The sequence below is a fragment of the Citricoccus sp. genome, from assembly GCF_035445025.1.
Classification (GTDB): domain Bacteria; phylum Actinomycetota; class Actinomycetes; order Actinomycetales; family Micrococcaceae; genus Citricoccus.
Genome location: NZ_DAOMPX010000090.1, coordinates 1 through 6,322 on the forward strand (window position 1 = coordinate 1; position 6,322 = coordinate 6,322).

The 6,322-nt window shown below is 69.6% G+C and carries 4 protein-coding genes; 2 read left to right on the forward strand and 2 right to left on the reverse strand.

What is annotated here, in order from left to right:
* Positions 1 to 195 precede the first annotated feature (195 nt).
* Positions 196 to 855, forward strand: coding sequence for a GntR family transcriptional regulator (locus PLJ28_RS14540; protein ID WP_183530111.1), 660 nt, complete (start codon positions 196 to 198; stop codon positions 853 to 855).
* Between the two features lie 9 nt (positions 856 to 864).
* On the opposite strand, the gene PLJ28_RS14545 is transcribed toward PLJ28_RS14540, so the two are convergent.
* Positions 865 to 2,391 (reverse strand): MFS transporter, encoded by a 1,527-nt coding sequence (locus PLJ28_RS14545; RefSeq protein ID WP_324590310.1) that lies wholly within the window; start codon positions 2,389 to 2,391, stop codon positions 865 to 867.
* A gap of 291 nt (positions 2,392 to 2,682) precedes the next feature.
* Positions 2,683 to 4,239 (reverse strand): PucR family transcriptional regulator, encoded by a 1,557-nt coding sequence (locus PLJ28_RS14550; protein WP_324590309.1) that lies wholly within the window; start codon positions 4,237 to 4,239, stop codon positions 2,683 to 2,685.
* Between the two features lie 66 nt (positions 4,240 to 4,305).
* Between PLJ28_RS14550 and PLJ28_RS14555 the strand changes: the two genes are divergently transcribed.
* Positions 4,306 to 5,985, forward strand: a complete 1,680-nt coding sequence (locus PLJ28_RS14555; RefSeq protein WP_183530107.1) for a purine-cytosine permease family protein — start codon at positions 4,306 to 4,308, stop codon at positions 5,983 to 5,985.
* Positions 5,986 to 6,322 lie beyond the last annotated feature (337 nt).

Here is a 6,322-nt window from a genome sequence, read left to right on the forward strand (position 1 = left end):
CGATCTCCGGGTCCAACTCCGCCAACGACGACGTCAACTCAACCGGCACCTGCGTAGCCGCTGCGGTCTGCGCCATGTCTGCTCCTCGCTCTTGTGGATCTATTGTCGATAACTGATATATCAACCTGCAACGCAGACTATGATGGAGATCACACGAGGTCAAGACCTCTCGCGAAAATGACGGATTGGAGCCTTATGAGCACCCAGGTCGACACCGCCCCCAGCGGCCTGTCCCTGGCCGAACAGGCCTACCGGACCATCCGGGACCGGCTGATCATGCTGGACATCGCCCCGGGAGAGCCGATCAACGAGGCCCGGCTCGCCGAGGAGCTCGGCTTCGGCCGCACGCCGGTCCGCGAGGCGCTCAAGCGGCTCGAGATCGACCACCTCGTGGCGTCGTTCCCCCGCCGGGGCACCTTCGCCACCGCGGTGGACATCACGGAACTGGCGGCGATCTCCGAGGTGCGCCAGCTGCTCGAACCCCTCGCGGCCCGCAAGGCGGCCCTGAACACCAACGACCAGGTGCGGACCGAGCTGCAGGATGTCGCGGCGGGCCTCGAGGCACTGGACGGCACCAGGTCCCGGCGCGAGCTGATGGAGTACGACCTCGAGGTGCACCGGCTCATCTACCGTGCGGCCGGCAACCACCATCTCCAGGAGTCACTGACCCGCCTCGACAACCTCGCCACCCGCATCTGGTGCATGGTCCTGGACCGCCTCCCCGCCGTCGAGGAGCACATCACGGAACACAGTGGGCTGATCCGGGCCATTCTCGCCGGTGACGCGGAGGGCGCGGAGTCACTGGCCGCCGACCACGTGGGCCATTTCGAGCAGATGGTCCGCGCCGCACTCTAGGCCCGATCCTCATCCCAGGAGCGTGGCCCCTCCCCCGCCGGTGGACTCGGGATCCGGCAGGCGCTGCATGCGGAACGCGTTGAACAGTCCCAGCAGGCCGGCGAGGATCGGCACGAGCAGGGCGACCTGCAGGGCGATCGGGCGCGCGTCGGTATTGATGCGGATGATCTCGTCGGCGTACTCCTGCGGCTGGCCGGCCAGGAGCTCCTCGAGCTGGGCGTCGCTCATCACCTGGGCGTCGCTCTCGAGGACGTAGGCCACCTGCTGTTGCTCCTCCGGGGGCAGGACGGTGCTCGACGTCGCCATGCCGGTGAAGATGATCGACAGCGCCGCCAGCATGATGCCGCCGGCGAAGGCCAGTCCGAAGGACAGGCCGAAGGATCCGGCTGCGGAGTTCACACTGGCCGCCTCGCTGACCCGCTCGTCGGAGATCGGCGACAGGGTGTAGTTGTTGAGCTGGGACACCAACAGCCCGAGACCGCATCCCGCGATGACCAGCGGAGGCAGCAGCCACCATCCTGAATCGGCGCGTGGCACCACGGGCACGATCACCAGCAGTCCCAGGACCAGGAGCAGGAAGCCCCACCTGATGGTGGCGGCCGGGCGGGGCAGCCTGGACGACTTCCCGGCGAGCATCGCGACCGCGAACATCGTCAGGGACAGTGGCGCGATCGACAACCCGGACAGCAGGGCGTTGTACCCGAGGACCATCTGCAGGTAGATGGGCAGCACGATCATGGTGCCGCCGAGGGCGACCTGCTGCAGCATCTGCCCCGTGGCGCCGAACCGGAAGCCCTCCGACCGGAACAGGTCCGGGTCCAGCAACGCCGGCCGGTGATGGCGCTTGCGTGACCTGAGCCAGTAGACCAGGCTGGCCAGTCCGACGGCCCCCACGGTCAGGAGCGCGCCGACCGGACCGCCGCCCTCCTGCCAGACCAGGATCCCCAGCACGATGCCGCCCATGCCCACGATGGACAGCACCGACCCGAAGAGGTCCAGGGTCCTGGGCCCCGTGAAGGGGACGTCGTGCACGGCCTTGATGCCGAGCAGGACGACCGCGATGATGAGGGCCTCGAGCAGGAAGGCGACCCGCCAGGACAGGAACGTGGTGATGAAGCCCCCCAGCAGCGGGCCGACCGCTGCGGCGATCGCCGCCGAGGCGCCGACCAGGGCATAGACGCGCTTCTGGGCGTCCCCCTCGAAGTTGCCGTGGACCAGCGACTGCATGGAGGGCAGCAGCAGGGAGGCACCCAGGCCGCCGATCACCGCCCAGAAGACGATGATCGGGAGCAGGCCCTGGGCCAGGGTCATCGCGACGGCGCCGATCGCGTAGAAGACCAGCCCGATGACGTAGGCCCGCTTCCTGCCGATCAGGTCACCCACCTTGCCGCCGATGAGGATGAACGCCGCGGACACCAGCGCCTCGAGCGCGATCGTCGACTGCAGGCCGCTGACGGTCGTCTCGATGTCGTGGACCACCGCGGAGATGGACACGTTCATGATCGAGGTGTCGACGACGAGCACGAACATCGCCATCGCCAGCAGCAGCGCGAGCCTGCGGTTGAACGGTTCCGTCCCGGCGCCCTCCCGGTGTGGCGAACTCACCGTGGGCCACCTTCCCGGCGCGGGGGGTGGGGTCTCGGGGTCGAGCGGGACATGGGATCCTCCCGTGGGGTTGTCCCGTCAGGGTCCATGGCGTATGGGCCTGATCGAGCAGATCCAACCACAACGATGCCGCCGGCGATAGGTCTGGACGGGTGTCGCGCCCGGGTATCGTCCCGGGTGCGTCCGGCGCCCTCCGGGGGGTCGTCGTACCGGCCGGGCGACCTAGGTCCCCGGGGCCGTCGAGCCGGCCACCACCACCTTCACGGCCACGTGCAGGGACCACAGGTCACCGCCGTGGCGCGGGTCGCCGCCCAGGAGCTCGAAGGCCGTGGACAGTCTCTTGTGCAGCGTCTGCCGTTCCACGTGCATCCGGCCTGCCGCCACCGTGGTGTTGCATCCTGCGTCCAGCCAGCAGGCCAGGGTCTCCACCAGCTTGCTCCCGTTCCGGACGTCCCAGGAGATGACCCTCCCCAGGGCCGACTGCACGTGCCGGGCCACGAATGCCAGGGTCTCCAGCTGGCGCAGCACCCGCCGGCCGAACCACTCCATGGAGTCGATCACGGCGGGTCCGCCGGCGTGCTCGTCCACGAGTGCCAGGGCGTCGGCCATGGACTCGCCGGCAGCGGCGCCCTCCCACACGATCGGGCCCACGGCACAGACCACCGGGAGGGTCCCCAGCGCGTCGGCCAGCGACGAGAAGAGCTCGGCACGGCGAGTGGGTGCATCCTGCCCGCCCAGCGGGACCAGCAGGGCCCGCCCCCGGGCCCAGGGCGATCCTGCGGCCCGGATCACGACCCGGCGCAGCAGGACCTCGTGGGCCGTGGAGGGTGCGAGGGGAACGGCGTAGACCATGCACGCCGGCCCCTGGGGAAGGCTGGTGGCGTCCCAGAGCCGGCGCACCGTCTCACGGGGCGCCCCCTCCAGCACCGCCAGCATCAACCGTGACTCCGCCAGCTGGTCGGCGGACGGCCCGAAGGTCGGTGCCAGGGCCAGGGCCAACACCTCGCTGAGGCGGTTGGCGGCCGCCTCCAGCAGGTCGGTGGTGGCGACGGCAGACTCGATGACGAGGTGGGCGGCGACATGGCCTGCGACGATCACGACGGCCTCGGCGGTGTTCGACTCCGCGGTTCCCTCCGGCGGGGAGCCGGTGGTGCCGGCCTCCCCGATCAGGTCGTCCTCGCCCCGGTGCACCCCGAAGAGCCGGACCCGGGCCCGCAGTTCCGAGGCCACCAGGTCGAGGATGGGCGGCAGTTCCGGCCCGCGCGTGGAGATGTGCTCGGCGATGCGCCGGGAGAGGTCGTCGACCAGCGTGTGCCGACGGGCGTGGCGCGTGACGATGGCGCTGTTGACCGCCTCGGTGACGTCGATGAAGGGGATGGTCCGGCGGAATTCGATCAGCGCCACCTCCGCCGCGGTCGCGGCGGTCACCAGCGGCTCGACCTCCCGCTGCTCCCAGCCGGCCGTCTGCACGACCAACGCGGCCAGGCCCCGTGCCGACAGGGAGGCCATGTACCCCGCGAGCCCGGCCCCGTCCAGACGGCGCAGCTCCGTGCCACCGGTCAGCAGCACCTCGCCCCCGTGCAGCAGGCCGCCGATGTCCAGCACCTCGCTGGAATGCACCCAGCGCACGGCTCGTGCCATCGCGCCCGGCGGGGCGTGGCGAACCACCGGGTCCGCCCCGGTCACGGCCGGGTTCTGGAGGAGGTCTCCGAGCAGGGGCAGGGAATGGGACGACACTTCGTCACTGATGGCAGGCGAAGGAGTAGACACACTGTCCATTCTAGGTGACCTGGATCACCCCTACGCTCGAACCGTTCCCCCTTCCTTCGTTGAATCGAGCGAAATATGAGCGTGCAGACAAGGTCCCAGGACCTGACGCCGACTCCCACCTCCGGCCCGGCAGACGGGTCCCAGGGTCACGGCGACATCGAGGAGATCCTGCAGCCGATCCCGGAAGCGCACCGGACACGGAAGCTGTCCGGACAGTTCTGGATCTGGGCCGGCGCCAACGTCGCTCCCATCAACTGGATCCTCGGCGCGCTCGGCATCCAGTTGGGCCTGGGCCTGGCCGACACGCTGATCGTCCTGATCGCCGGCAATGTCATCGGCATGCTGGGCTTCGGCTTCTTCGTCCTGCTCGGCCAGCGCACCGGGGCCACCGGGATGCTCCTGGCGCGCGGGGCCTTCGGGCGCCGGGGCGCCTACCTCCCGGCGGCGATCCAGGCCACCATCGCGATCGGCTGGTCGGCGGTCAACACCTGGGTCATCCTCGACCTCATCATGGCCATGCTCGGGCAGATCGGCTGGGTGGACCCGGCCCAGCCCAACATGATCTGGAAGATCGGCACGGCCGCACTGATCATGGCGATCCAGGTGGCCATCTGCTACCGGGGCTACGGGGCCATCTCCAAGTTCGAGCGCCTGACCATGCCGCCCACCATCCTCGTGCTGATCGCCATGTCCGTGGTCGCCTGGACGCAACTGGACATCGACTGGTCCTACATGGGCCCGCCCGGTGAGGTGCTCGAGGGCATGCCCCGCATCGCCGCCATGTCCTCCATCATGACCGCCATCGGCATCGGCTGGGGCGTCGGCTGGTTCACCTACGCGCCGGACTACTCGCGCTTCGTCTCCAAGACCGTCCGCCCGTCGAAGCTCTACCTGGTCAGCGTCCTCGGCCAGTTCATCCCCGTCGTCTGGCTCGGCGTGCTGGGTGCCAGCCTCGCCACCCGCAACGGCAGCGCCGATCCCGGCGAGCTGATCGTCTCCAGCTTCGGCGTCCTGGCGGTCCCCGTGATCCTGCTCGTCATCCACGGGCCGATCGCCACGAACATCATCAACCTCTACACCTTCGGCGTGGCCGTGCAGGCCCTGGACATCAACATCTCCCGCAAGAAGATCTCGATCATCGTGGGCTGCCTGTCGATGTCCGCCGTCATCGGCTTCCTCTTCGCCTCCGACTTCGCCCACCTGCTGCACAACTGGATCATCGCGATCGCCGCCTGGGTCGCGACGTGGGGCGGCATCATGGCCGTGCACTACTTCGTCTTCGAGCGCCGCCACCGGGACTTCTCCTACCTGTTCCAGGCACCGAAGAACACCGTGCTCAAGGCCGTCAACCCGGCCGCGATGATCGCCTTCGCCGGCGGCATCATCATGACCTGGATGTGCATGTACGGTTCCTTCCCCATCCTCCAGGGGCCCATCGCCGCCGCCGTCGGAGGGGTCGACTTCTCCTGGCTGGCCGGCACGGTCACCGCGTCCGGCCTGTACTTCGTCCTCGGCCTGCGGCGCTTCCGCGACAGGATCGACGCCGGCGTCCCCCTCGGCCTGAAGGCGGACATCGACGACGAGGAGGCCGCGCGGCGGCAGGACGCCGCCATGGCAGTCACCGACGGCGACGCCGGCCCGGACGCCGCCCCGTCGCAGGACCGGCAGCCCCTCCTGCACGCCACGGTGGACGCGACCACGGAGATCACCGACGACCGGCCCGACGCGGATCGGATCGCCGCCCCCGTCCCGTGAGCGGAGTGACCCGCGACTGATGCGGGCAACGCCCAGGGGGCGGCCATCGACCGGTGACCTTCGACCGGCGGTGGCCGCCCGCCTGCGTGTGCACCGCGTCCCCCACCCACGGTGACCGCTCCCGCCCCCCTGAGCGTGGGCCCTCAAGGCGGCGTGCACCCCTTGACCGTGATCCGCATCACTGTCAGGATCAATGCAACTCAGTTGCCTCAAGTGCAACAGCGCCACGCCCCCGGCGAGGCGCCACGACCCACCCACCGTCCCCCGGTCTCGCGCCGGGCCGATCAAGGGGCCTCATGTCCGAGCATCGCCACTCCTCCACAGAGACGACCACCAG

Excerpts from the sequence above, each read along its gene's own strand:
- PLJ28_RS14540 (WP_183530111.1), top strand. The coding sequence starts at position 196 with ATGAGCACCCAGGTCGACACCGCCCCCAGCGGCCTGTCCCTGGCCGAA.
- PLJ28_RS14545 (WP_324590310.1), bottom strand. The coding sequence starts at position 2,391 with ATGGCGATGTTCGTGCTCGTCGTCGACACCTCGATCATGAACGTGTCC.
- PLJ28_RS14550 (WP_324590309.1), bottom strand. The coding sequence starts at position 4,239 with ATGGACAGTGTGTCTACTCCTTCGCCTGCCATCAGTGACGAAGTGTCG.
- PLJ28_RS14555 (WP_183530107.1), top strand. The coding sequence starts at position 4,306 with ATGAGCGTGCAGACAAGGTCCCAGGACCTGACGCCGACTCCCACCTCC.